Annotated in this window: 24 protein-coding genes, 1 pseudogene and 1 riboswitch; of the genes and pseudogenes, 14 read left to right on the forward strand and 11 right to left on the reverse strand. The window is 60.4% G+C overall.

Annotation, left to right across the window (positions count from 1 at the left end; genetic code table 11):
* Positions 1 to 81: 81 nt before the first annotated feature.
* Together ACTD9P_RS24345 and upp are read right to left on the reverse strand one after the other, a co-directional pair.
* Entirely contained in the window at positions 82 to 1,356 is a 1,275-nt protein-coding gene (locus ACTD9P_RS24345; protein WP_438869701.1) for a uracil-xanthine permease family protein, read from the reverse strand.
* A gap of 2 nt (positions 1,357 to 1,358) precedes the next feature.
* Positions 1,359 to 1,997, reverse strand: a complete 639-nt coding sequence (gene upp / locus ACTD9P_RS24350; protein WP_017138223.1) for a uracil phosphoribosyltransferase — start codon at positions 1,995 to 1,997, stop codon at positions 1,359 to 1,361.
* 164 nt (positions 1,998 to 2,161) lie between these two features.
* Here upp and ACTD9P_RS24355 point away from each other — a divergent pair, with 164 nt between their 5' ends.
* The 4 genes from ACTD9P_RS24355 to ACTD9P_RS24370 all read left to right on the forward strand — a co-directional run bounded on the left by ACTD9P_RS24355 (position 2,162) and on the right by ACTD9P_RS24370 (position 4,403).
* Entirely contained in the window at positions 2,162 to 2,719 is a 558-nt protein-coding gene (locus tag ACTD9P_RS24355) for a hypoxanthine-guanine phosphoribosyltransferase (RefSeq protein ID WP_003216150.1), read from the forward strand.
* 3 nt (positions 2,720 to 2,722) lie between these two features.
* A complete protein-coding gene (locus ACTD9P_RS24360) occupies positions 2,723 to 3,190 on the forward strand; it encodes a WbuC family cupin fold metalloprotein (RefSeq protein ID WP_438869702.1) in 468 nt (155 codons plus the stop codon).
* A 35-nt stretch (positions 3,191 to 3,225) separates the two neighbouring features.
* Positions 3,226 to 3,711 carry a hypothetical protein gene (locus tag ACTD9P_RS24365; RefSeq protein WP_438869703.1) on the forward strand — a complete coding sequence of 162 codons (486 nt, stop codon included), beginning with the start codon at positions 3,226 to 3,228 and terminating at the stop codon, positions 3,709 to 3,711.
* Positions 3,712 to 4,115: 404 nt separating this feature from the next.
* Entirely contained in the window at positions 4,116 to 4,403 is a 288-nt protein-coding gene (locus ACTD9P_RS24370; RefSeq protein WP_438869704.1) for a PA4642 family protein, read from the forward strand.
* A gap of 92 nt (positions 4,404 to 4,495) precedes the next feature.
* Here ACTD9P_RS24370 and mqo read toward each other — a convergent pair whose 3' ends face one another.
* On the reverse strand, positions 4,496 to 6,004 hold the full coding sequence (gene mqo, locus ACTD9P_RS24375) for a malate dehydrogenase (quinone) (RefSeq protein ID WP_438869705.1): 1,509 nt from the start codon (positions 6,002 to 6,004) through the stop codon (positions 4,496 to 4,498).
* Positions 6,005 to 6,726: 722 nt separating this feature from the next.
* Positions 6,727 to 6,960 carry a hypothetical protein gene (locus ACTD9P_RS24380; RefSeq protein WP_219266777.1) on the reverse strand — a complete coding sequence of 78 codons (234 nt, stop codon included), beginning with the start codon at positions 6,958 to 6,960 and terminating at the stop codon, positions 6,727 to 6,729.
* A gap of 182 nt (positions 6,961 to 7,142) precedes the next feature.
* Here ACTD9P_RS24380 and ACTD9P_RS24385 point away from each other — a divergent pair, with 182 nt between their 5' ends.
* The gene (locus ACTD9P_RS24385) at positions 7,143 to 7,727 is read left to right on the forward strand and encodes a YajG family lipoprotein (RefSeq protein ID WP_138816815.1); all 585 of its coding nucleotides are present in this window, start codon (positions 7,143 to 7,145) and stop codon (positions 7,725 to 7,727) included.
* A 102-nt stretch (positions 7,728 to 7,829) separates the two neighbouring features.
* Here the strand turns inward: ACTD9P_RS24385 and ACTD9P_RS24390 are convergent, their stop codons facing one another.
* On the reverse strand, positions 7,830 to 8,039 hold the full coding sequence (locus tag ACTD9P_RS24390; RefSeq protein WP_056859008.1) for a hypothetical protein: 210 nt from the start codon (positions 8,037 to 8,039) through the stop codon (positions 7,830 to 7,832).
* Positions 8,040 to 8,222: 183 nt separating this feature from the next.
* On the opposite strand from ACTD9P_RS24390, the gene ACTD9P_RS24395 reads away from it, so the two are divergent.
* Positions 8,223 to 8,480, forward strand: a complete 258-nt coding sequence (locus ACTD9P_RS24395; protein WP_017138215.1) for a hypothetical protein — start codon at positions 8,223 to 8,225, stop codon at positions 8,478 to 8,480.
* Between the two features lie 170 nt (positions 8,481 to 8,650).
* Here ACTD9P_RS24395 and ACTD9P_RS24400 read toward each other — a convergent pair whose 3' ends face one another.
* Positions 8,651 to 9,814: a 1-acyl-sn-glycerol-3-phosphate acyltransferase gene (locus ACTD9P_RS24400; RefSeq protein WP_438869706.1), complete on the reverse strand. Its 1,164-nt coding sequence runs from the start codon at positions 9,812 to 9,814 to the stop codon at positions 8,651 to 8,653.
* A 131-nt stretch (positions 9,815 to 9,945) separates the two neighbouring features.
* Between ACTD9P_RS24400 and ACTD9P_RS24405 the strand changes: the two genes are divergently transcribed.
* The 3 genes from ACTD9P_RS24405 to ACTD9P_RS24415 are packed head-to-tail and all read left to right on the forward strand — an operon-like array spanning position 9,946 to position 11,056.
* Positions 9,946 to 10,125: a CPXCG motif-containing cysteine-rich protein gene (locus tag ACTD9P_RS24405; RefSeq protein WP_438869707.1), complete on the forward strand. Its 180-nt coding sequence runs from the start codon at positions 9,946 to 9,948 to the stop codon at positions 10,123 to 10,125.
* A gap of 12 nt (positions 10,126 to 10,137) precedes the next feature.
* Entirely contained in the window at positions 10,138 to 10,398 is a 261-nt protein-coding gene (locus tag ACTD9P_RS24410) for a putative signal transducing protein (protein WP_438869708.1), read from the forward strand.
* Between the two features lie 37 nt (positions 10,399 to 10,435).
* Positions 10,436 to 11,056 carry an SOS response-associated peptidase gene (locus tag ACTD9P_RS24415; RefSeq protein ID WP_438869709.1) on the forward strand — a complete coding sequence of 207 codons (621 nt, stop codon included), beginning with the start codon at positions 10,436 to 10,438 and terminating at the stop codon, positions 11,054 to 11,056.
* 117 nt (positions 11,057 to 11,173) lie between these two features.
* Here ACTD9P_RS24415 and ACTD9P_RS24420 read toward each other — a convergent pair whose 3' ends face one another.
* Together ACTD9P_RS24420 and ACTD9P_RS24425 are read right to left on the reverse strand one after the other, a co-directional pair.
* Entirely contained in the window at positions 11,174 to 12,016 is an 843-nt protein-coding gene (locus tag ACTD9P_RS24420) for a methyl-accepting chemotaxis protein (RefSeq protein WP_438869713.1), read from the reverse strand.
* A 15-nt stretch (positions 12,017 to 12,031) separates the two neighbouring features.
* Positions 12,032 to 13,360 (reverse strand): annotated as a pseudogene (locus tag ACTD9P_RS24425) (methyl-accepting chemotaxis protein); the annotation flags it as partial.
* A 178-nt stretch (positions 13,361 to 13,538) separates the two neighbouring features.
* Here ACTD9P_RS24425 and ACTD9P_RS24430 point away from each other — a divergent pair.
* Positions 13,539 to 14,357, forward strand: coding sequence for a M48 family metallopeptidase (locus ACTD9P_RS24430; RefSeq protein ID WP_056859003.1), 819 nt, complete (start codon positions 13,539 to 13,541; stop codon positions 14,355 to 14,357).
* A 134-nt stretch (positions 14,358 to 14,491) separates the two neighbouring features.
* On the opposite strand, the gene ACTD9P_RS24435 is transcribed toward ACTD9P_RS24430, so the two are convergent.
* The 3 genes from ACTD9P_RS24435 to ACTD9P_RS24445 form a co-directional block, all read right to left on the reverse strand.
* Positions 14,492 to 15,076: a TMEM165/GDT1 family protein gene (locus ACTD9P_RS24435; RefSeq protein ID WP_016974259.1), complete on the reverse strand. Its 585-nt coding sequence runs from the start codon at positions 15,074 to 15,076 to the stop codon at positions 14,492 to 14,494.
* Positions 15,077 to 15,164: 88 nt separating this feature from the next.
* A riboswitch (yybP-ykoY riboswitch) is annotated at positions 15,165 to 15,286 on the reverse strand.
* A 50-nt stretch (positions 15,287 to 15,336) separates the two neighbouring features.
* Complete coding sequence (locus ACTD9P_RS24440; RefSeq protein WP_438869710.1) at positions 15,337 to 16,335, reverse strand: methyltransferase; 999 nt, start codon at positions 16,333 to 16,335, stop codon at positions 15,337 to 15,339.
* Between the two features lie 30 nt (positions 16,336 to 16,365).
* Complete coding sequence (locus ACTD9P_RS24445; RefSeq protein ID WP_438869711.1) at positions 16,366 to 17,328, reverse strand: 2-hydroxyacid dehydrogenase; 963 nt, start codon at positions 17,326 to 17,328, stop codon at positions 16,366 to 16,368.
* An 87-nt stretch (positions 17,329 to 17,415) separates the two neighbouring features.
* Between ACTD9P_RS24445 and ACTD9P_RS24450 the strand changes: the two genes are divergently transcribed.
* The 4 genes from ACTD9P_RS24450 (at position 17,416) to ACTD9P_RS24465 (ending at position 23,595) form a co-directional block, all read left to right on the forward strand.
* Positions 17,416 to 18,048 carry a LysE family translocator gene (locus ACTD9P_RS24450; RefSeq protein ID WP_056859000.1) on the forward strand — a complete coding sequence of 211 codons (633 nt, stop codon included), beginning with the start codon at positions 17,416 to 17,418 and terminating at the stop codon, positions 18,046 to 18,048.
* A 263-nt stretch (positions 18,049 to 18,311) separates the two neighbouring features.
* A complete protein-coding gene (locus ACTD9P_RS24455) occupies positions 18,312 to 19,994 on the forward strand; it encodes a fatty acid--CoA ligase (RefSeq protein ID WP_438869712.1) in 1,683 nt (560 codons plus the stop codon).
* 333 nt (positions 19,995 to 20,327) lie between these two features.
* Positions 20,328 to 22,187 carry a DUF1302 domain-containing protein gene (locus tag ACTD9P_RS24460; protein ID WP_285683357.1) on the forward strand — a complete coding sequence of 620 codons (1,860 nt, stop codon included), beginning with the start codon at positions 20,328 to 20,330 and terminating at the stop codon, positions 22,185 to 22,187.
* A gap of 43 nt (positions 22,188 to 22,230) precedes the next feature.
* A complete protein-coding gene (locus ACTD9P_RS24465) occupies positions 22,231 to 23,595 on the forward strand; it encodes a DUF1329 domain-containing protein (RefSeq protein ID WP_305457810.1) in 1,365 nt (454 codons plus the stop codon).
* Positions 23,596 to 23,774: the final 179 nt, after the last annotated feature.

Consider the following 23,774-nt stretch of genomic DNA (forward strand, 5'->3'; position numbering starts at 1 on the left):
GGTGTATCAGTCACATGTTTATCGACTGACACTCCGCATTCGCGAGCAAGCCCGCTCCCACATTGGGTTTTGCGGTGCTAATCAGATCAACGGTTCATCCGGCTTCTTGTTCTTCCAGCCATCATTGCCCGGCAGCAGCAGGTTCAAACCAATCGCTACCACCGCACACAGGGCGATGCCCTTGAGGCCAAAGTCATCCGGGCCAGTGCCGGTGCCGACCAGTACACCGCCAATCCCGAACACCAGGGTCACCGACACAATCACCAGATTGCGCGCCTCGCCCAGGTCGATCTTGTGGCGGATCAGCGTGTTCATGCCCACCGCCGCAATCGAACCGAACAGCAGGCACAGAATCCCACCCATCACGGGTATTGGAATGCTTTGCAGCAACGCTCCGAACTTGCCGATAAACGCCAGGCTGATGGCAAACACCGCCGCCCAGGTCATGATTTTCGGGTTGTAGTTCTTGGTCAGCATCACTGCGCCCGTCACTTCGGCGTAAGTGGTGTTTGGCGGGCCACCGAACAGGCCGGCAGCGGTGGTGGCAATCCCGTCACCCAGCAGGGTGCGGTGCAGGCCGGGCTTCTTCAGGTAGTCGCGACCGGTCACGCTGCCTACCGCAATCACACCGCCGATATGTTCGATCGCCGGGGCCAGGGCCACCGGGACGATAAACAGGATGGCCTGCCAGTTGAACTCCGGCGCGGTGAAGTGGGGCAGGGCGAACCACGGCGCGGCGGCGATCTTCGCCGTGTCGACCACTCCAAAGTAGAACGACATGGCAAAGCCGACCAGTACGCCGGAGATAATCGGTACCAGGCGGAAAATGCCTTTGCCGAATACCGCGACGATCAGAGTGGTCAGCAGCGCCGGCATCGAAATCAGCATCGCTGTCTGGTAGTGGATCAGCTCGCTGCCATCACCGGCTTTGCCCATCGCCATATTGGCGGCAATCGGCGCCATGGCCAGGCCGATGGAAATGATCACCGGGCCAATCACCACTGGCGGCAGCAAGCGGTCGATGAACCCAGTGCCTTTGACCTTCACGGCCAGGCCCAAAAAGGTATAAACGAAACCGGCCGCCATCACCCCGCCCATGGTCGCCGCAAGGCCGAACTGGCCCTTGGCGAGAATGATCGGCGTGATAAACGCAAAGCTCGATGCCAGGAATACCGGCACCTGCCGCCCTGTCACCACCTGGAACAGCAACGTGCCCAGGCCTGCGGTGAACAGTGCGACGTTTGGATCAAGACCTGTGATCAGCGGCATCAACACCAGCGCGCCAAATGCTACAAAAAGCATCTGTGCGCCAGACAGGATCTGGCGCCAAAGCGGGTCGTTGAAATCATCCTGCATGCTTACGCGTCCTTCTGCTTGGTGCCGAAGATCTTGTCACCGGCATCGCCCAGGCCTGGGATGATGTAACCATGTTCGTTCAAGCGCTCGTCGATGGAGGCGGTGTAGATCTGCACGTCCGGGTGAGCTTTTTCGACGGCAGCGATGCCTTCGGGCGCAGCCACCAGCACCATGGCGCGGATGTCTTTGCAGCCGGCTTTTTTCAGCAGGTCGATGGTGGCAACCATGGAGCTGCCGGTGGCGAGCATCGGGTCGATGATCATTGCCAGGCGCTCGTTGATTTCCGGGACGAGTTTTTCCAGGTATGTGTGTGCCTGCAAGGTTTCTTCATTGCGGGCCACGCCCACGGCGCTGACTTTGGCGCCGGGGATCAGGCTGAGCACGCCTTCGAGCATGCCGATACCGGCGCGCAGGATAGGCACTACGGTGATTTTCTTACCGGCAATTTTCTCCACTTGTACGGGACCGGCCCAACCGGGGATCTCGTAGGTTTCCAGCGGCAAATCCTTGGTCGCTTCATAAGTCAGCAGCGCTCCGACTTCCTGAGCAAGCTCACGGAAATTCTTCGTGCTAATGTCGGCACGGCGCATAAGGCCGAGTTTGTGTCGGATCAGCGGGTGGCGGATCTCGCGAGTGGGCATGGGAAAGGCTCCGGCGGCGGGCAAAAAAACCGGCCTAGATTAATCTATCCGAGGGTGTTGTCCTATAGACATCTAGTACGTTAGTCCATTAAGGCTTGATCGTTGCGCCTCACATGCGTACCTTTGCCCGCTTTTCTTGCCACAGCACCCCCTTGGAGAGCGCCATGTCCGCTGATCTCGAGCATATCCGTCAAATCATGCGCGAGGCTGACTGCCTGTACACCGAAGCGCAAGTCGAAGAAGCGATCGCCAAGGTTGGCGCACACATCAGTCGCGAAATGGCCGACACCAACCCGGTGGTCTTCTGCGTGATGAACGGCGGCCTGATTTTCGCCGGCAAATTGCTGACTCATCTGCAATTCCCGCTGGAAGCCTCCTACCTGCACGCCACCCGTTATCGCAACGAGACCAGCGGCGGCGACCTGTTCTGGAAAGCCAAGCCGGAAGTGTCGTTCATCGACCGCGACGTGCTGATCATCGACGACATCCTCGATGAAGGTCACACCCTGGGCGCGATCATCGACTTCTGCAAACACGCCGGTGCGCGCAAAGTGCACACCGCTGTGCTGATCGACAAAGACCACGACCGCAAAGCTCGCCCGGACCTCAAAGCCGATTACGTCGGCCTGCCGTGCATCGATCGTTACATTTTCGGCTACGGCATGGACTACAAAGGCTACTGGCGTAACGCCAATGGCATCTACGCGGTTAAAGGGATGTAAACCATGGCGCGCTTTCTTGATCAGACATTGTTCGCTGAGTTGGCCGAGAAAGCGGCCGCCAGCCCCCGTGGCCGGCACCATCACAACTTCCATCAGATGGAAGAGCCCTGCCATCGCCTGGCCGTCGGCCTGCAACCCGACACCTATGTGCCGCCGCATCGACACCTGAGCGCCGACAAGGCGGAAACCCTGTTGGTGCTCAAGGGCAGCCTCGGCGTGCTGGTGTTCAACGACACCGGCGAGGTGATTGCCAAGCGCATTCTGCAGGCGGGCGGCGAGTGCGCAGGCGTCGACCTGCCGCCAGGCGTGTTTCATGGCCTGGTGGTGCTGGAACCCGACAGCGTGATGTTTGAATGCAAGGCCGGGCCGTACCGCCCGATAGGCGAGGGCGAGTCACCCGACTGGGCGCCCCGCGAAGGTGAGGCCGGTGTGGCCGAGTATCAGCGCTGGATGCTCGCCCAGTTCGATTGAGCTACAGTGCTCGGCCATCTGCTACGGAGCGGCCCATGAGCCTGTTGCCACGCACCTGCGCCGCCCTGGCGTTGACTCTCAGTTTGCCACTGGCTGCCGCGCCCGCGCCGATGCACAGCCAGTTCCTGCCCCCCGATGACCTGACCCTGCGCGCCGAAACGCCCGACCAGCAGCAACTGCTGCAAATCACCGAATATGCGGTGGTGGTGGGTAACCAGCGGCAATCAACGCAACAACCCATCCCGGTGACCTCGCCGTTGATGATCCGCCTCAAGGGCAAACCCTTGAACAAAGGCGCAACCATCGCCCAGGTGGTGCTCAATTTTGACGCCGAAAGCAAAAGCCTGAAAAAGCCGGTGTTCGATGACGCCAGCAAAACGCTCACGCTGTCCTATCCGGTGGCCCAGTACCGCGTGATTGTCGACCTGCTGCGCAATGACACGGTGTATGTGCAGTTCCTCAGTTATGCCAATGGGCATATCTGGGCGGACCTGCATACCGGTGCTGTTCGCGCAAAGTAATTAAGCCGAATGCATTCAATGTGGGAGCTGGCTTGCCTGCGATGGCCATAGGTATCTACACAACTTTTGAAGGCAGCCACTTTTTCCTGTGGCGAGCAGGCTTGCCCTGCGTTGGGCTGCGAAGCAGCCCCAGTAAAGGCACTGCAATTTTCCTGAAAGAACTCAGCGTCTGGGTTTGGGGCCGCTTCGCAGCCCAACGCAGGGCAAGCCTGCTCGCCACAACAGCCTATCCGGTTGTGTAGATACCTATGCTGCGATGGCGGTGGGTCAGTTGGCCCAACGGTCACTGATGCACCGCCATCGCAGGCAAGCCAGCTCCCACATGCGTGTTTGGTTGTTTTCGAAGGTGGTGTCTGGCAGGTAGACTTCCTCTCCCGTGTAATGTCTGCAGGCTGGAGTCGGTAATGCGTAAAGATAAGAAACAGGTGATTGGTGACGAGATCGGCGACGACCAGATCAAGTTGTTCCTGGATTTTGAGCCAGTTGACGCGACTTCAGCGTCCCTGCACAAGCTGATCAAGGCCTACCGTGGCCTGCGTATCGACGACTTCGAGCGCTTCCTGGGCTTTTTCAAAGAGGCCGGCCTGGACCTGGATGGTAAGGACGAGCACGGCAAGACCTTCGTCGAGCTGATCAAGGACCAGCGCAACGCACCTGAGTACATCGAGCTGATCGAAAAAGCCCGCGGCTGATTATCCCAGCCACAAAAAAACGCCCCGAGGGGCGTTTGATCGTTCCCACGCTCCGCGTGGGAATGCCTCCACTGACGCTCCGCGTCAAGACCTCAAGCGAAGCTCTCAGCCTCGTTGCTTTGCTCAACCAGTTCCAGGCTGATGTTGTTCTGTGCATTGATCTTGCGATACAGCTCGGCATCCGTCTCCAGCACTTTTTCCCGGGCCGGGAAGATCTCGTGCAGCTTGGCCGCCCACTCACCGGCAGCCTTGGCCGGGAAGCAGCGCTCGATCAGTTCCAGCATGATCGAAACCGTCACCGAAGCACCTGGGGACGCGCCCAGCAGGGCTGCCAGCGAGCCGTCTTTGGCCGCGACCAGCTCGGTGCCAAATTGCAGCACGCCACCTTTTTTCGGGTCTTTCTTGATGATCTGCACCCGTTGGCCGGCCACTTCCAGGCGCCAGTCTTCGGCTTTGGCTTGCGGGTAGAAGCGGCGCAGGGATTCCAGGCGCTGCTCCATGGACTGCATCACTTCGCTGACCAGGTACTTGGTCAGGTCCATGTTGTCGCGCGCGACCGCCAGCATCGGGCCGATATTACCGGCGCGAACCGACAGCGGCAGGTCGAGGAACGAGCCGTGCTTGAGGAACTTGGTGGTAAAGCCGGCGTATGGCCCGAACAACAGGGATTTCTTGCCATCGACCACGCGGGTGTCCAGGTGCGGCACCGACATCGGCGGCGAGCCCACGGCGGCCTGGCTGTAGACCTTGGCCTGGTGGTGCTTGACCACTTCCGGGTTGTCGCAACGCAGCCACTGGCCACTGACCGGGAAACCGCCGAAGCCTTTGCTTTCTTCAATGCCCGAAGCTTGCAGCAGCGGCAGCGCCGCGCCACCGGCGCCGAGGAACACGAACTTGGCGTCTACATCACGGCTGTTACCGCTGTTGACGTCCTTGATGCTTACGGTCCAGCCTGCGCCATTGCGCTTGAGGCCGGTGACACGCTTGCTGTACTTGACCTGGGCATCCGGTGCGCTGGTCAGGTGCGACAGCAGTTGATTGGTCAGCGCGCCGAAGTTGACGTCGGTGCCGTTCATCACGCGGGTGGCGGCGATTTTTTCGTCGAGCGGGCGGCCCGGCATCATCAGCGGCATCCACTCGGCCATCTCATTGCGGTCTTCGGTGTAGTGCATGTCCGAGAACGCATGGTGCTGGCTGAGGGTTTCAAAGCGTTTCTTGAGGAAGGACACGCCTTTGTCGCCCTGCACGAAGCTCAGGTGCGGCACCGGGCTGATAAAGGACTTGGACGAGCCAAAGGTGCCCTTTTTGGTCAGGTACGCCCAGAACTGCTTCGACACCTCGAACTGGGTGTTGATGTGCACGGCTTTCTTGATGTCGATGGAACCATCGGCGGCCTGCGGCGTGTAGTTCAGCTCACACAGCCCGGCGTGGCCGGTGCCGGCGTTGTTCCACGGGTTGGAACTCTCCGCGGCACCCGAATCCATCAGCTCAACGACTTCCAGCTTGAGGCCGGGGTCGAGCTCTTTGAGCAATACGGCCAGGGTGGCACTCATGATGCCGGCCCCTACCAGTACTACGTCGACTGCTTCGTTATGCGCCATTTAACGCGTCTCCAAAATCTGCAGCACCAAATTGACGGCATGGCTGCCAGGAGTGACGGGGCGGTTCACGTGTTGCCCCAGGTTACCCATGGCCAGGATCGCCATGTCCGTTTCGCAATTCTTTGCAACTTCAGCACACGCTTCCTGCCGGGCTAATCTGCCTATGAACGCATTCATGGGCGCCTGTGGCAATTCGACTTATGGTCAAAGCGTGTGATTCGTGCAATCAATCCGTAGCGGACAGGCTCAAGCTCCGGTGTTTGAGGAGTACTCGGTCCTGTGTGGTTGGGCTGTTCCAGACGCTGATGGTGCTTGTACAAACGCCAAACTATTCATTTGCTCGCCACACTCTTGTGAAGTTGTGAAAACCCGTTTTTTCACGCTCTTTTGAAGACGTGAACCTCAAAAAAGGGCTGCCCCAGCCTGGCACCTGGCCCGTAAACCTCTGCCGACACGCGGCAAAACGGGCAAACAACTCAAGTGGCCGAGCGCAATGGCAGCTCTGGCAGATTCGGTAAAGAGAGGTGGTTTGCAAAGAAAACAGCAAGCGCGCCAGCTTCACTCGATCTGTGTGGGCGGCTCTCTGTGGGCGATTGGGGGGTTAATACCGAGGCATTAACGATGCTGCGAGGCCCGATCAGGAGACGTCCTTATAATCGGGGGGAGATTGTAGCGAAGAACGCCGGGGAAATGGGCGTGTTTTGTGACTTTTATTAGGGCGTTCAGGAAGCCAGTGCATGCCGCGAGTGCGTGTGGACGACCTGCGGGCTGATTCGAGCGCTCATCGGCAGTGGGCGGTGCATCCAGCCCAGATGGGGTTCTGAGACCTCCACCCAGCCGTCGCCCACGGGTGGCAGGCTGCACTGCTTGAACGCCACGCAATGGCCATTGGCATCAAGCCGTGCGTAGTGGCGATGACGGGGTTGGGACATGAACAATGATTTAAGAAGGCGCATGGCTTTGTACCTGTTGCGTTACATGCTTGAAGGTTGCCAGTGTGCCATGACAGTGGAGTGACGAAATTATGCGAAATTGTAATTTGAGCAGGCCTTCAGCTGACGTTCAGGATGGCTGGTGAGTGGCCCGCGTGCGCCGTTATACTGGCGGCCTGTTTGCACCTAGTCCTGGAGAAATGAGTATGTTGCAACGCCTGTTGTTTGGTTTGATCACTGTGACCAGTCTGACCCTGGTTGGCTGCGCCAACAGCCCGCAACAACTCAGCCCGCAACCTAAAGTCACGGCGCAGTTGGCGCCTGTCGGCCATGGCCAGCCGGTGTCGGTACGCGTGGTAGATGGTCGTCCTTCGCCCACCCTGGGTTCCCGTGGTGGCTTGTACCCTGAGACTGCGCTGATTTCGGTACAAGGCCAGGACGTGCTGCCCAAGCTGCAAGCCCAGGCTGAAGCCGCCGTGCGCCTGCTGGGCTTCACCCCGGCCAACTCGCCGGGCGCGCCGCAGTTGACCATCACCCTGGCTGAGCTGAAGTACCAGTCGCCCAAAGAAGGCCTGTATGTGACGGAAGCCTCCATCGGCGCAACCTTCAAGTCCGACGTCAGTGCCGGTACACGCCGCTACAGTGGCCGCTACGGCGCGTCCCTGAACCAGCGCTTCGGTATGTCGCCGAACCAGGAAACCAACACCAAGCTGGTCAGCGACGTGTTGAGTGATGCCCTGACGCGCTTGTTCAAAGACCCGAGTATCGGTTCGCTTCTCAGCGCACAGTAACTGTCGGGCGGGCGCGGAGCGCCCTGATCGCCGTTACCACGCAGAGCGTGGGAACGATCACCGGGCTCAGCAATGAGCCCGGTTTTTTTATGCCTGTAGCCTTCATGCAGCCGTTTCGACATAAAAGTCCAGCACACTCACGCCAGTGAGCAGGTCCAGCTCCGGCAGGTCGGCATGCTGGTGCCCGCCGAGCGCGCAATACACCAGCCAGTGACGGTCCTGGACGTTGAACGCAAGGCCGCCGACCAGCGCTTCCTGCTCATCGTTTTGGGCCATCAAGTACAGCCGATCCTGGTTTTGTGCGTGCAGCATGACAAGCTCCCAAGCGTTCGAAGGGCAACAGAGTGGCTTGTTAAGGTGACGTTCAGGTGACGCTGTAAATTACTGGATACATTAACCGTACATGGGGGACGGAACGTTTCAGCGGCAGGAGGCCAATATCATTCAGGTTTGTATCTGAATTGATACCAAGACACTCGTCTACCGAGGTTTGCGATGGCGCTGCCCGCACTGCTGATCAATGCTGTGGCTTTATTGGTGGCCTGCCCGGGTGCAGCGCTGCTGTTCATTACCCGCCTGCGCGAGCAGCGAGCGCTGGCCGATCTGACCGCCCAAAGCGAAGACCGCGCAATCGACCAACCGATGTTGTTTCTGGATGTGCGCACCGAACGGTCGCATCGCCTGGCTTACCGTGTCGGGTTTGCCTGCCTGGGCCTGGCGCTGGCCGTCTCATGGCTCAGCACCCACCTCTAAAATCACCGCAAAACCAAAATGTGGGAGCGGGCTTGTTGTGGCGAGGGAGCTTGCTCCCGCTGGGCAGCGAAGCGGCCCCAATAAAGATGGGAGCGCTACGCACTGGAGCGCCAGCCCGGTCCAGCGGGAGCAAGCTCCCTCGCCACAGATGCCCCACACCTTGGTGGTGTTTACAGGGGAATCCCGGCCTTGACCCGGTATTGATTCCTCACCGGCGTCGCATACTGCACCACCAAAAACGGTCGGTGCTCAGCCGGGCATTCATTCAAGCGCCGCTCCCACTCCGCCTTGGCCTTGGCCAACTCATCGGCCGGGAACACCTCGGCTGCCGCCGGCACCTGCAATTGCGGGTCGGCGTCGCTCCACTGCGCATACGCCAGGTAATGCACCGGGAACAGGCGATAACCGCCGAGAATCTGCCGGTCCATTTCCACGGCCAACAGCTTGGTGTCTTCAAAACGCTCGGTAATCGGCGGGGCAAAGTTCACGTGCACGCGACCCTTGTAGCCGGTAATGCCCAGTGCAATGCTCACATCGTCTTCGCCCGGTGCCTTGGTGTAGGTGCCGGTGGTGGCGCGGATGTACAGCTCGCGCGCCTTGGCACTGTCGCACGGGTCGTATTCATAGCTGATCGACACCGGCGTCAGGTTCAATGACTGGATCACCTCGGCAAACGGCTCGTCCTTGCGGCTGACGTGGAACATCTTGAGGATTGCCGATTCGGTGCGATCATCGCCATCCTTGGCGCGGCCTTCGGCCTGGGCGATCCAGATCGACTGGCAGTCGTTGCGGATCGAATGGTTGATATAGGCCGACAGCAGGTTATACGCCGCCATCTTCTCCTTTCGCCCGGTGATCGAGCGGTGCACGATGAAGCTCTTGTTCAGGCGCATCAGGTCGCTGACAAACGGCTTTTGCAGCAGGTTGTCGCCGATGGCGATGCGTGGCGTCGGCAGGCCGGCGTGGTACACGGCATAGTTGACGAAGGCCGGGTCCATCACGATGTCGCGGTGGTTGGCCAGAAACAGGTAGGCGGTGCCGGACTTGAGCTGCTCGACGCCGGTATAGGTCACGCCGTCGGTCGCGCGATCAATGGTGTGATCGACGTAATACTCGACTTTGTCCTGCAGGGTGGCCACGGTGGTGACGCCGGCAAATTCACGGCGCAGTTTGCGGGCGATCATCGGCTTGAGCAGCCAGCCCAGGGCGCCGGCAAAGCGCGGGAAGCGGAAGTGGGTCAGGATGTCCAGAAAGGCCTTGTCACTGAACAGACGCGCCAGCACGGCCGGGACTTCGCTGTCGTTGTAAGGTCGGATGGTATCGAATTCGCCCATCATGCTCTCTTGTTAGAAACGGCTAGGGTAAGTAAAGGAAATATCAGGGTGCGGCCGCAATAGTGGCGCTGCCGTGAATAGCCCTGTAAATAGACCGGCGATTATACGCACAAGTCACCTGGGAGACCGCGATGGAAGAGGAGTCGTACGAATGTCCTTATTGTGCAGAGGTGGTCACAGCGTTGCTGGACCTGTCGGGAGGTGATCAGCAATATATAGAGGATTGCCCGGTGTGCTGCCGGCCCGTCACTTTCGAGCTACAGGTGCACGAGGACGAATGGATGCTGAACGTGCGCAGCGAAAACGAGTAACAGGTACACCCCATGCAGCGAATCTACGAACCGGAAAACCTGATGGAAGGCGAGCTGCTGCAGCAGATGCTTGCCAGCGAAGGCATCGAGGCGCACCTGGTGGGTCGCCATTTGCTCGGTGGCACCGGCGAATTGCCGATCTTCGGCCTGTTGGGCCTGGAAGTTAACAACGACCAGGCCGCCTACGCCCGTGAATTGATAACGGCCTATAACGGCGCGCAACCCATGCCCGGCGATGAACCCGACAGCTTCCCCGACGTGCTGGTCTGTTAGGCTGTCGGTCGGTTTACCCCAAGAGTCGTGTTGCCCCATGTGTGGACGTTATGCCCTGTTTCGCTGGAACCCTTCTTTTGCTGCCTTGCCGGGCTTCCCGGCCGATCAGCAGGCCCAGTGGAACATCTCCCCGTATGATTCGGTGCTGATCCAGCGCCTGAGCGAAGGCCAGCGCACCCTGGCACGTGCGCGCTGGGGCCTTACGCCACCGTGGCTCACCGACCTTTCGCGCACCCCGGCCCACGCCCGCGCCGAAACCCTGGCGGAACAACCGATGTTTCGCGAAGCCTTGCGCCAGCGCCGTTGCTTGCTGCCGGCCAACGGTTTTTACGAATGGCGTGGCACCCAGCGCAAGCGCCCCTACTGGCTGACGCCGGGTGAAGGCTCCACGCTGTTTTTTGCGGCGATCTGGGAGGCTTATCCGGTGCAGGAGCAGGTGTGGCTGAGTACCGCAGTGGTGACCCAGGCAGCGCAGAGCCAGCGGCGGCCGTTGATTCTGGATGCGGCGGGGCAGGAGGCATGGCTGAATCCTGAGACGCCGCTGCACGTTTTGCAGGGCTTGTTGGCCAGCGAGCCCGCGGCGTTGCGCGAGCGGGTGTTGGCCAATATGGTCAATGATCCGAAGTTGAATGGGCCGGAGTGCCTGACTCCGGGTTGAGGTTGAATGTGCTGGCCTCTTCGCGAGCAAGCCCGCTCCCACATTTTGATTTGTGAACACCGTCAAATGTGGGAGCGGGCTTGCTCGCGAAGGCGGCCTCAAAACCACCGCAGATCGCTAAACCTTGAACTGATTGATCAACCGCCGCTGCTGCTCCGCCAGCTTGGTCAGATCCGCACTCGCTGCGCTGGACTCATCCGCACCACCCGCCACCTCATTGGCCACCTGGCCGATATTGATCACATTGCGATTGATGTCCTCGGCCACCGCGCTCTGCTCCTCGGCCGCGCTGGCAATCTGCGTGTTCATGTCGTTGATCACCGACACCGCCTGGGTAATCGTCTCCAGCGCTTCGGCCGCCTTCGCCGCATGTTGCACGCTTTCGTCGGTGCGGTGCTGGCTGTCCTCCATCACCCGCACCACATCCCGCGTGCCTTGTTGCAACTGCTGGATCATGGTCTGGATTTCTTCGGTGGCCTTCTGGGTTTTCTGCGCCAGGTTGCGCACTTCATCGGCCACCACCGCAAAACCTCGGCCTTGTTCACCGGCGCGGGCCGCTTCGATGGCGGCGTTGAGCGCCAGCAGGTTGGTTTGCTCGGCAATCCCGCGAATCGCCGTGAGGATTGCGTTGATGTTCTCGCTGTCCTTGGCCAGGGTTTGCACCACGCCGACGGCCTTGCCGATTTCTTCGGCCAGCGCGCCGATGGAGGTGGAGGTGTCGCGAACAATGCGCATGCCCTGGCTGGCGGCCTGGTCGGCATGGCTGGCGGCTTGCGCGGCCTGGGTGGCATTGCGTGCCACGTCTTGCGCAGTGGCGGTCATTTCGTGCACGGCGGTGGCCACCTGGTCGATCTCGACCAGCTGTTTATGCACGCCCTGGTTGGTGCGAATCGCGATATCGGCGGTGTGTTCCGACGAGTCGCTGACCTTTTGCACCGAACTCACCACCTGAGTGATCATGCCCTGCAACTTGATCAGGAAGGTATTGAAGCCGTTGGCAATCGCGCCCAGCTCATCGGCGCGATCACTGGTGAGGCGGCGGGTAAGGTCGCCTTCGCCCTGGGCGATATCGTTGAGCATCGCCACCATTTGCTTGAGCGGGCGGGCAATGCCATGGCCCACCAGCCAGATCACCAGCAACCCGATACCGGCGATCAACAGGCCAACCATGGCCATGCCGAAGGTGTCGGTCTTGCGCTGGGCTTGCAAGTCGCTTTGCAGCTTTTGCGAGTCGGCCATTACCGCACTCAGCGGCAGTTGCAGCATCAAGGTCCAGCGCGCTTCGGCCTGGCCGATGTTGAAGGGCAGGAACAGTTCGATATGCCCGTGTTCCTTGTCGATGTCGTAGCGCACTTCGCCGACTTTCAACTGGCCGAGGTTGGCCAGCTCGTTGCTGTCGAGCAGGTCGCTGGCTTTTTCGCCGAGCTTGCTGGCGTCTTTGGTGTACGCCACCAGGCGACCGTTACTGGAGATCAGCGCCAGTTCGCCAGCGCCGTTGTACAGGTTCTGGTCGGCGCGGGTGAGCATGTCCTGGATGAAGTTCACCGACAGGTCGGCACCGACGATGCCCTGGAAAGTCCCATCGACCATGATCGGTTCGATAAACGAGGCGAGCATCACCATGGCATTCCCGACTTTATAAGGTGCCGGGTCGATGGCGCAGGGTTTCTTGCTCTCTTTGGAGCACAGGTAGTACTCACTGGCACGCACGCCGGTGGACAGGATGTTCTGGTCGTTGACGTCTGCGAGCTTATCCAGGCCCAGGCTGCCATCGGCGTTGCGGTACCACCACGGCAGAAAGCGGCCGTCGGCGGCCATACCGACAATCGCGGTATTTACGTAGGCAGCGTCGTTATGGTCGATGGCATTGGGTTCCCAGCCAATGTAGGCGCCGAGGATTTTCGGGTTGCGCACCACGGTTTCATGCAACAGGTTGATCAACTGCTCACGGCCGACCTGCAGCGCGGGTTCGCCCTTGGCGTCTTTCATGGCCAGCAGGGCGTTGGCGGTGGCCAGGCCTTTGGCGGTTACCAGTGGCGCTTCCAGTTCGCGCTGAATTAAGGTGGCCTGGGTTTGCGCCAGAGCGGTGAGGCGCTGCTCGATGATCTGCTCAAATTGCGCCTGGGTTCGCTCCTGCACCAGCTCCTGGGTGCGGGCACCGGCGAACACTGCATAAAGCACCAGCACTGCGACCACACTCAGCACGATGGCCCCGGTCAGTGCGGCGACAGAAAACTGAATCGACTTGAATTTCATTGAGGCTCCAGGCGCAGGGCAGGTGGGCTGCCTTTTTGTATCGGCCATCGGCTCTGGAGGCTTAAGGCTTGGGGGGCAAAATAGTGCGAGATGTCGCAAACGGGCTGTTCGCCGCCGCTATGGGTGTGTGGGATGTATCTGAAAGTTAGCGGTTACACGTCGTGTGTATCTGGCGTTGATACAAATGACCGCCTACGATACGCGCCAGGTTTTCAGGGAGAGCATCATGAAAAAGTCATTGGCAGTAAGCGTACTCAGTGCAGCGATGCTGCTGGCAGGTTGCCAGTCGGTTAACACCACCAGCGGCGGCGCCGTGGGCGTGGAGCGCAAGCAGTACATGTTCAGCATGCTGTCGAGCCAGGAAGTCGACCAGATGTATGCCCAGTCCTACCAGCAGACGCTGGGCGAGGCGAGTGGCAAGGGCATGCTCGACAAGACCAGTGCCAACGCCAAGCGCGTGCAGGCCATCGCCAACCGCCTGATCGCCCAGGCGCCGACCTTCCGCCCGGACGCGGCGCAGTGGAAGTGGGAAGTCAACCTGATCAAAAGCGATGAGATGAACGCCAACTGCGGGCCTGGCGGCAAGATCTTCGTGTACAGCGGGTTGATCGACAAGCTCAAGCTCACCGACGACGAACTGGCTGCCGTTATGGGCCATGAAATCGCCCACGCCTTGCGTGAACACGGGCGTGAAGCCATGTCCAAGGCGTATGGCATCCAGATGGCCAAGCAGGGCGCCGGTGCGTTGTTCGGCCTGGGCCAGGACAGCCTCGCGTTGGCCGATACCGTGGCCAACTACGGTATGACGTTGCCTAACAGCCGTGCCAATGAAAACGAAGCCGACCTGATCGGCCTGGAGCTTTCGGCCCGCGCCGGTTACAACCCGAATGCCGCGATCACCTTGTGGAACAAGATGGCCAAGGCTTCGGAAGGCGCGCCACCGGAGTTCATGAGCACTCACCCGGCGTCCGACAGCCGAATCGCTTCGTTGCAGGCGGCGATTCCGAAGGTGATGCCGCTTTACCAACAGGCCAAAAAATCCTGATATTCCAGGACTTGTGAAGATCCAAATGTGGGAGCGGGCTTGCTCGCGAAGGCGTCAGTTCAGTCAAATATTTACCGACTGACACACCGCTTTCGCGAGCAAGCCCGCTCCCACATTGGTTTGGGTTTACAGCTTTAGATCCACCCGCTGCTTTGCATGGCCTTGTACACCGCCACCACCGCCAGGACGAAAAACGCCGTAGCCGCCAGTCGACGAATCAAGGTCAGCGGCAGTTTTTCCGCCGCGAAATTCCCCGCCAATACCACCGGCACGTTGGCAATCAGCATGCCCAGCGTGGTGCCGATAATCACCAGCCACAACTCCGGGTACTGCGCCGCCAGCATCACCGTGGCGATTTGGGTCTTGTCACCGATTTCGGCGAGGAAGAACGCAATCAGTGTGGTCAGGAACGGCCCGAACTTGCGCGTGGTACTGGCTTCGTCATCGTCGAGCTTGTCCGGCACCAAAGTCCACAGCGCGGTGGCACAGAAGCTCGCTGCGAGGATCCAGTGCAACACCGCATCCGAGAAGAAACTGCCGAACCAGGCCCCCACGGCACCGGCGGCCGCATGGTTGGCCAGGGTCGCGGCGACAATGCCGGCGATGATCGGCCAGGGTTTGCGAAAGCGTGCGGCAAGGATGAGCGCGAGCAGTTGCGTCTTGTCGCCGATTTCGGCCAAGGCAACGATTGCGGTAGGAACGAGTAATGAATCCAGCATCAGGTAGGTTTCCAGGGGCGGGTCGACACGGCTATGACACGTACAGCCTTCCCGCCCCGGGTAAGGTGTGCGTGTCATAGGTCTGGTCAAACCCCGGTCCGTCTGTGCGGACTCCTGGGTCGCATACGCCATGGTCTGTTGACCAAGTATGTTGACGTATGCCGGACGAGCATGGCGCTCGTGGGAGACTACTCCCCTAGGACGGAGCGGATTCTGCCTAGGCAAAACCCATTCGGCAAGCGTTCTTTTTCAAATCGCCATCAGCCGCGTTTGGCACGATAAATGCGAAAACCATTGCCTTCGGCCTTCACCGCACACACGCCCAAGTGCTCTTCGATCAGCGGTTGGTACTTGAGGAAGCTGTTGGCGACCAGGCGAAGTTCACCACCTTTTGCCAGGTGTTTCGCCGCTTTTCGCAGCAAGTTCTCCGTGGCGAAATAATCCGTGTGCACGCCGACATGGAACGGCGGGTTGCTCAAAATCGCGTTCAAACCCATCGGCGCGGCGTCGATGCCGTCACCGGTCAGCACCTCGGCTTCCAGGCCGTTGGCCGCCAGGGTCAGGCGGCTGCTGGCGGCGGCGAAGGCGTCCACATCAAGCATCGTCACGCTGTTATGCGGGTAGCGACGTTTGACCGCCGCCCCAAGCACGCCGGCGCCGCAACCAAAGTCGAGCAAATGCCCGCTCGGCAGCTTGTCCAGATGCTCCAGCAGCAATTCGGTGCCGCGATCCAGGCGGCCGTGGCTGAACACGCCGGGCAGGCTCACCACCTTGAGCGGCCCTTCGGCCAGCGGCACCTCGAAGACTTGCGCCAGGCTTTCCAACTCGACCGCTTGCGGCGCGTTGGCCACGGTGACTTGCCACAGTTGGCAGTGCCGCGCGTTGTCGAGCTTGCGCGGCTTGCCGAACGGGATCATCTGCTTGGCGGCACTTTCGATGCCGGCCTTTTTCTCCCCAACCAGGAACAGCTCGGCACCGGGCAAGCGTGCGGCCACGGCGTTTAGCAAATAGTCGGTGAGGTCCTTGGACTTGGGCAGAAAGATCACAGCCGCATCAAACCCGCGTCCGGGCACGTTCACGCCGAACTGGCTGCGCTCGGGAAAGCGCGCATCCAGTGCCGCCTGATCGCCGGCGTGCCAACTCCAGCCGTGGGCATTGGGCAGGCGGCCGAGCAAGTCGTCGGCGGGCAAACCTGCCAGCAGCAGGTTGCCTTGAAAAAGTTCGGCCTGACGAAGCAGTACTTCACTGCGCGGATCCATAGTCTGCTCCTTGAAAAGGGGCGCAGTTTATCAACTGACGACGCGCAGCGGGGCACCGCTGAAAAAGCCTCGGGCGTTTTCAGCCAGTTGGCCGACGATACGCTGGCGCGCTTCGCGACTGCCCCAGGCATTGTGGGGGGTGACGATCAAACGAGGAATGTCGCCGGCCAGCAGCGGGTTGCCATTCACGGGTGGTTCCACGCTCAGCACATCGGTGGCCGCGCCGCCCAAATGGCCGCTACGCAAGGCATCTGCCAGCGCCTGTTCGTTGATCAAACCGCCGCGTGCGGTGTTGACGATAAACGCGCCGGGCTTGAGCAGCGCCAGTTCGCGGGCGCCGATGAAGTCGCGGGTGTGTTCATTGAGCGGGCAGTGCAAGGTCAGCGCGTCGACCTGTGTGAGCAGCTCATCCAGCGGCACGCGGTCGGCGCGGGCAGGGCGCCCGGGAATGGCGCCGAGCACCACGCGCATGCCAAAAGCTTCGGCCAGCCTCGCCACCGCGCCGCCCAGTTCACCATGGCCGAGCAGGCCGAGGGTTTTGCCTTCCAGCTCGACAATCGGGTAGTCCAGCAGGCAGAACTGCTTGGCCTGTTGCCATTTACCCGCCGCCACATCCTGTTGATAGTCCTTCAGACGCGTCGCCAGGTTGAGCAGCAGCATGATCGTGTGCTGCGCCACCGACGGCGTGCCGTAGCCGTGGCAATTGCTCACGGTAATGCCGTGTGCGCGGGCGGCGTCGAGGTCGACGTTGTTGGTGCCGGTGGCCGACACCAGGATCAGCTTGAGCTCGGGGCAGGCCGCCAGGGTTTGCGCGTTAAGGGCGATCTTGTTACTGATCACCACCTGGGCGCCGTGTATACGTTCAAGCACATTCTGTGGCGTGGTGTCGGTGAACAGCTCAAGGTCACTGAAGCTGTTGCGCAGCTCGCTGAGGTCGAGGTCGCCCAGGTCCAGGGACGGGTGATCAAGGAAGACGGCGCGGCGATTGTTCATTCTCAACTGTACCTTTTGCGACGAGGTTCGAAGGCGTAATCTGCCGAGCCTATCAGATGAAATAATCAGTTACTTAATGGAGTGAGCATGTACGTCGCCGAGTTTTTGACCGTAGCCCTGATTCACTTGTTGGCAGTGGCCAGCCCCGGCCCGGATTTCGCCGTGGTGGTGCGTGAAAGTGTTACCCATGGCCGTCGCGCCGGCACCTGGACCGCATTGGGCGTGGGTTCGGCGATTTTCCTGCACGTGGGGTACTCGCTGCTGGGCATCGGTTTGATCGTGTCGCAGTCCATTGTGCTGTTCAACGCGCTCAAATGGGCCGCTGCTGCGTACCTGCTGTACATCGGCTTCAAGGCCCTGCGCGCGCAGCCGGCCAAGCCGCCCGCCGAAGGCGAGTTGCACCGTGAAGTGGGCGAGCGCACCCCGCGTGGGGCGTTTACCGCAGGGTTTGTCACCAATGGCTTGAACCCTAAGGCCACGCTGTTCTTCCTGTCGCTGTTTACCGTGGTGATCAACCCGCACACGCCGCTGGCGATCCAGGCCGGTTACGGGGTGTACCTGGCAGTGGCGACGGCGTTGTGGTTTTGCCTGGTGGCCATGCTGTTCAGCCAACAGCGTGTGCGCGCCGGGTTTGCGCGGATGGGGCACTGGTTTGATCGGACCATGGGTGCGGTGCTGATTGCCATTGGTGTGAAGTTGGCGTTTACCAGCATGAAATAACGCTGTACCTGAGTGGGCACGGACAAAATGTGGGAGCGGGCTTGCTCGCGAAGGCGGTGTATCAGTGGCAGAAACGTTGACTGACCCAGCGCTTTCGCGAGCAAGCCCGCTCCCACATTTTGATCTATGTAAATCCTCGATGCTGGCGCAAAGCTAGCATTCATTGGCTGCTGCAAATCATTCCTTTGGCTGATTTGGCTGAAACATTAGCGCTCTACAGTGCAGGTCTTAGCCAAGACCGTGCAGTCAGATAAGGGATTCGTATGTTGCAGACCCGTGTTATCCCGCCCGCCGAAGGCGCTTACCAATACCCGCTGTTGATCAAACGCCTGTTGATGTCCGGGGCGCGTTACGAGAAGACCCGGGAGATCGTCTACCGCGACAAGCTGCGTTATACCTACCCAACTCTGATCGAGCGGGTCGCGCGCCTGGCCAATGTGCTCACCGAGGCCGGGGTCAAGGCCGGTGACACGGTTGCCGTGATGGACTGGGACAGCCACCGTTACCTGGAGTGCATGTTCGCCATCCCGATGATCGGCGCGGTGATCCACACCATCAACGTGCGCCTGTCGCCGGAACAGATTCTCTACACCATGAACCACGCCGAGGACCGCTTTGTGCTGGTCAACAGCGAGTTCGTGGGGCTCTACCAGGCGATTGCCGGGCATCTGACCACCGTCGACAAGACCCTGTTGCTCACCGACGGTGAGGCCAAGACTGCCGAGTTGCCAAACCTGGTCGGCGAGTACGAAACCCTGCTGGCGGCCGCCAGTCCCAAGTACGACTTCCAGGATTTCGACGAAAATTCCGTCGCCACCACGTTCTACACCACCGGCACCACCGGCAACCCCAAAGGCGTGTACTTCACCCACCGCCAGTTGGTGCTGCACACCATCGGCGTGGCGACCATCATGGGCAGTGTCGACAGCGTGCGCCTGCTGGGCACCAACGACGTGTATATGCCGATTACGCCGATGTTCCATGTGCATGCCTGGGGCCTGCCGTATGTGGCGACCATGCTCGGTTTGAAGCAGGTCTATCCCGGCCGTTACGACCCGGAATACCTGGTGGAGTTGTGGCGCAAAGAAAAGGTCACCTTCTCCCACTGCGTGCCGACCATCCTGCAAATGGTGCTCAACGCCAAGGCCGCCCAGGACGTGGATTTTGGTGGCTGGAAAATCGTCATCGGCGGCAGCGCGCTTAACCGCACGTTGTATGAAGCGTCCAAGGCGCGGGGCATTCAGCTGACTGCCGCGTATGGCATGTCCGAGACCGGGCCGCTGGTGTCCTGCGCTCACCTCAACGAAGAGTTGATGGCCGGCACCGAAGACGAGCGCACCACCTACCGCATCAAGGCCGGCGTGCCCGGGCCGTTGGTGGAAGCGGCGATTGTCGACGGCGACGGCAACTTCTTGCCCGCCGACGGCGAGTCTCAGGGCGAACTGGTGCTGCGTGCGCCGTGGCTCAGCGAAGGGTATTTCAACGAGCCGCAAAAGGGCGCCGAGCTGTGGGAAGGCGGCTGGATGCACACCGGTGACGTGGCCACGCTGGACGCGTTTGGCGTGATCGATATTCGCGACCGCATCAAGGACGTGATCAAGACGGGCGGCGAGTGGATTTCGTCATTGGCCCTCGAAGATCTGGTCAGCCGTCACCCGGCGGTACGCGAAGTAGCGGTGGTCGGCATCGCCGACCCACAATGGGGCGAGCGCCCGTTTGCCCTGCTGGTGGTGCGTGATGGCCATGTGATAGGTGCCCGCGAGCTCAAGGAGCACCTCAAGCCGTTCGTGGAGTTGGGGCACCTGAGCAAGTGGGCGATTCCAAGTCAGATCGCCATTGTTACTGAAATTCCCAAGACCAGTGTCGGCAAACTCGACAAAAAACGTATCCGCGTTGACATCATCGAGTGGCAGGCCAACAACAGCACGTTCCTGTCCACGCTCTGACCCCCTTCGCCGCGCCCGTTCGGGCGCGGCAATGCTCTAACTCGCGGCTTCACTTGTGATTTCAGGATTTTCAGCCATCCTTCCCACGCCGACCGTCGTCGGCGTGGCGAAAGGGTCGTGGCAGACAGGTTGGTGATGCAAATCACACTTTAGAGGGATCAAGCGCTACCCCCTGCTGGCTATAGTCCCACTCAGAGTTTTTCACGGATGTTGCGCTGCGGGCCATGGGGGCCCGGTTGCCGTTCGGCATTGGAATCGTTGTATTCCGGCCGTTACATGCATCCAGAAGAAAGAACTCACTGCCATAACAATAATGCACATGGAGTAGCGTCGATGACCTCAGTAAACCAGTTCTGGCGCCGGGCAAGACTGCCCCTGGCCGTCAGTCTCGCTTCTACGCTCGCCGGGCCTGCATTCGGCGTCAGTTTCAACATCGGTGAAATCGAAGGCAGCTTCGACTCATCCCTGTCGGTGGGGGCGAGCTGGTCGACTGCCGGTCGCAATAAAGACCTGATCGGTGCCAACAACGGTGGCAGAGGGCTGTCGCAGACCTCCGATGACGGCCACTTGAACTTCGACAAGGGCGACTCCTTCTCGAAGATCTTCAAGGGCATCCATGACCTTGAGTTGAAATACGGCGACACCGGCATCTTTGTGCGTGGCAAGTACTGGTATGACTTCGCGCTGCAAAACGAAGACCTGGATTTCAAGAACGTCAGCAACAACAACCGCAAAGAGGGCGCCAAGTCTTCCGGTGGGCAGATCCTCGATGCCTTCATCTACCACAACTACACCATCGCCGATCAGCCGGGTAACGTGCGGTTTGGTAAACAGGTAGTGAGCTGGGGTGAAAGCACCTTCATTGGTGGCGGTATCAACTCCATCAACCCGATCGACGTGTCCGCGTTCCGTCGTCCGGGCGCCGAAATCAAGGAAGGCTTGATTCCGGTCAACATGTTCTACGTGTCGCAAACCCTCACCGATAACCTCTCGGCCGAAGCGTTTTATCAGCTGGAATGGGACCAGACCGTCACCGATAACTGCGGCACATTCTTCTCCCAGCCGGACGTCATCTCGGATGGTTGCAGCAATAACCTGCGGGTGCTGAACAAGCGTTCCACCATCCCGGGCGCGGCGTTGCCGACCCTTAATGCCCTGGGCGTGGATGTGAACAACGAAGGTGTGCTGGTACGTCGCGGCGGTGACCGTGATGCACGCGACAGCGGCCAGTTCGGCGTGGCCATGCACTACAACTTCGAGCCGCTGGACACCGAGTTCGGCGCGTACTTCATGAACTACCACAGCCGTGCGCCGATCTTCAGCGCCACCGGCGCGCCAAACTCGGCCTACACCCGTCCGCTGGGGCCGCTGGCGGCGTTGCGTCCATTGATCGTGGCAGGCAGCTCCCAGTACTTCGTCGAGTACCCGGAAGATATCCGCCTCTACGGCTTGAGCTTCTCCACCACGCTGCCTACCGGCACTGCCTGGAGTGGTGAATTGAGCTACCGGCCAAACGCGCCGGTACAACTGAGCACCACCGATATCCTGTACGCGGGCGTCACGCCGATTCCGGGCTTTGGCAATGCATCGGTGCTCAAGGGCACACCGGGCCAGGACCTGCATGGCTACAACCGTAAGGAAGTGACCCAGTTCCAGACCACCTTCACGCACTTCTTCGACCAAGTCATGGGCGCCACTCGGCTGACCACCGTGGGCGAAATCGGCGTGACTCATGTGGGCGGCCTGGAGAGCAAAAACCAGGCACGTTATGGCCGTGATCCGGTCTTCGGCCCTGGCACGCTGCCGGGCGGCTTCTGCAATGCGCTTAACAATTCGACAGCCAACGGCGCAGGCCTGCCGAATGCGTCCGGCCTGAACACCAACTGCAACAACGACGGCTACACCACCGCCACGTCCTGGGGTTATCGCGCCCGGGCCATCTGGGAATACCCGGATGTGTTTGCCGGTGTGAACCTCAAACCCAACGTGGCCTGGTCCCATGACGTCAAAGGGTATTCGCCTGGCCCTGGCGGCAACTTTGAAGAAGGTCGCAAGGCCGTCAGCCTGGGTGTGGATGCCGAGTACCAGAACACTTACACCGTCAGCCTCAACTACACCAACTTCTTTGGTGGCAAGTTCACCACCGTGGATGACCGTGACTTCATCGCGCTGAGCGCCGGCGTGAACTTCTAAGCACAACCTCTTTAAGCAGTCTGTTTTCAGGAAGAACCAGAACATGAAAATAACTAAAAGTCTGTTGCACGTGGGTGTGCTTGGGCTGTCGATCCTGGCGAGCAACGTCATGGCGGCAGTCTCGGCGGATGAAGCCGCCAAGTTGGGCACGACCCTGACGCCGATGGGCGCCGAAATGGCTGGTAACGCGGCCGGCACCATTCCTAAATGGTCGCCGCTGCCTACCAATGCCGGCGCCGTGGATGCCCGTGGCTTCCTGGCCAACCCGTATGCCAGCGAACAGCCGCAGTTCACCATCACCGCGCAGAACGTCGAGCAGTACAAAGACAAGCTGGCGCCGGGGCAGTACGCGATGTTCAAGCGCTACCCGGACACCTTCAAGATGCCGGTCTACCCGACCCATCGCGGCGCTACCGTGCCGGCCGAGGTGTTTGCCTCGATCAAGAAGAACGCCACCAACACCAACCTGGTGTCCGGCGGCAACGGCCTGGAAAACTTCGAGACCGCAGTTCCGTTCCCGATCCCAAAAAGCGGCGTGGAAGTTATCTGGAACCACATCACCCGCTATCGCGGTGGCAGCGTGACCCGCCTGGTAACCCAGGCCACGCCGCAAACCAACGGCTCGTTCAGCCTGGTGTACTTCCGCGATCAGTTCGTGTTCCGCGACAAGATGAAGGACTACGACCCGAAAAACCCGGGCAACGTGCTGTTCTACTTCAAGCAGCAAGTCACCGCGCCGGCGCGTCTGGCCGGTGGCGTGCTGCTGGTGCACGAAACCCTGGACCAGGTTAAAGAGCCGCGTTCGGCGTGGGTCTACAACGCCGGCCAGCGCCGTGTGCGCCGGGCGCCGCAAGTGTCCTATGACGGGCCAGGCACCGCAGCCGATGGCCTGCGTACCTCCGACAACCTCGACATGTACAACGGCGCACCGGACCGCTACGACTGGAAGCTTGAAGGCAAGAAAGAAATCTACATTGCCTCCAACAGCTACAAGATCGACGATCCGAAGCTCAAATATGCCGACATCATCAAGGCCGGCCACATCAACCAGGACCTGGCCCGCTACGAGCTGCGCCGCGTCTGGCACGTGGTTGCGACCCTGAAGGAAGGCCAGCGTCACATCTATGCCAAGCGTGACTTCTTCATCGACGAAGACACCTGGCAAGCGGCGGTTATCGACCACTACGACGGTCGCGGCCAACTGTGGCGCGTCGCCGAAGCCCATGCCGAGAACTACTACGACAAGCAAGTGCCGTGGTACGCCATCGAAACCCTCTACGACCTGCAGTCCGGCCGCTACCTGGCCCTGGGCATGAAGAACGAAGAGAAGCAGGCGTATGACTTCGGTTTCACCGCCTCCACCGCTGACTTCTCCCCGGCGGCCCTGCGCCAGGACGGCGTTCGCTAAGCAGCTTTAACTGAGGCCGCACCCTCAGCGTGAAGCCCCGACTGGTTCGGGGCTTTTTTATGTGCGCCAGGCATGGCGCGTTGCGCGAAGCGCAACCAGCTTGGCTGTGGTGGCCTCGCTGGTGACTTGGAGGTGAAAGTCCTCTACACACCCGGCAAGGGGAAGTGTTAGCCAGAGGC

This window comes from Pseudomonas onubensis (genome assembly GCF_965653655.1).
GTDB lineage: Bacteria > Pseudomonadota > Gammaproteobacteria > Pseudomonadales > Pseudomonadaceae > Aquipseudomonas.